Below are 893 nucleotides of genomic sequence, written 5' to 3'. Positions count from 1 at the left end.
TAGAGCGTCGGGCGATTAATATGCAACGCATCCGGCTTGCCGAAAATAGTTCCAGCATTCCTGTGGCGTAAACAGGTCGCAGACTTTCCCGACGGCCTTCCAGAGATCGTCGTAGTTTCTTGCTTTCTGCCTTCGCAGGAGTGTCTTGAGCTTTGAGAAGGCCATTTCAATCGGATTGTTGTCTGGCGAATATCGCGGCAGAAACAATATCCATGCCTTTCTTTCGGCGATGGCCGCCGCCGCTCTGGGGCTCTTGTGGACGTTGAGATTGTCCCAGATCACCACGTCGCCCGGCTGAAGCGTCGGTGCCAGCTGAGTTCGCACATAGGTGTCGAACTTGTCGCCATCCATGGCGCCATCGACGACAAAGGGAGCGGTGATGGCATCGCAGCGCAGACCGGCGATGAAGGTCTGGGTATTCCATTTGCCGAAAGGGGCATCCGCCTGCAAACGCTGGCCCTTTTTGCTCCTGCCACGCAGCGGCGTCATGTTGGTCTTGACCGAAGTCTCATCCACAAAGACGAGACGTCCGGGGTTCTTCTGCATCGCGGGTTGGCGATGCCGGCGCCATTCATCACGCTCTCGGCGCACGTCGGCGCGTTCGCGTTCCGATGCCATCATCGTTTTTTTTATAAGTGAAGCCTGCCCGGCAGAGCAGTTTCGACAGGTTCGAGGGATCGGCCTTCACGCCATGCCGCTCTTCCAGCCACGCCGCTAGGTCGGGCATGGTTATATCCGGTTGTGCCTCCACCTTGGCAATCAGGCCGTCCCGGTAAGGACCCAGTTTGCCGCCTCCGCTGGGCCGTCCTCGTCGGGACGGCTCGACCGAACCCGTTCGATCCGAACGCTGCTTGAGCCGTACCGCCGTGGCGGGCGAAACCTTGAAGGCCGCC

The 893-nt window shown here is 59.4% G+C and carries 2 protein-coding genes; both read right to left on the bottom strand.

What is annotated here, in order from left to right; all coding sequences use genetic code 11:
* Positions 1 to 15: 15 nt before the first annotated feature.
* Positions 16 to 621, bottom strand: coding sequence for an IS630 family transposase (locus tag JL39_RS21290; RefSeq protein ID WP_081952925.1), 606 nt, complete (start codon positions 619 to 621; stop codon positions 16 to 18).
* The coding region (locus tag JL39_RS32305; protein ID WP_037155547.1) for a winged helix-turn-helix domain-containing protein at positions 575 to 893 on the bottom strand (319 nt) is incomplete at its 5' end. The genes JL39_RS21290 and JL39_RS32305, both read right to left, overlap by 47 nt.

Origin of the sequence: Rhizobium sp. YS-1r, assembly GCF_000757525.1 — a bacterium.
In the GTDB taxonomy this organism is placed as follows: Bacteria; Pseudomonadota; Alphaproteobacteria; order Rhizobiales; family Rhizobiaceae; genus Neorhizobium; species Neorhizobium petrolearium.
Note: the sequence above shows the minus strand (reverse complement) of the source record. Positions and strands in the feature narration are given on the sequence as shown.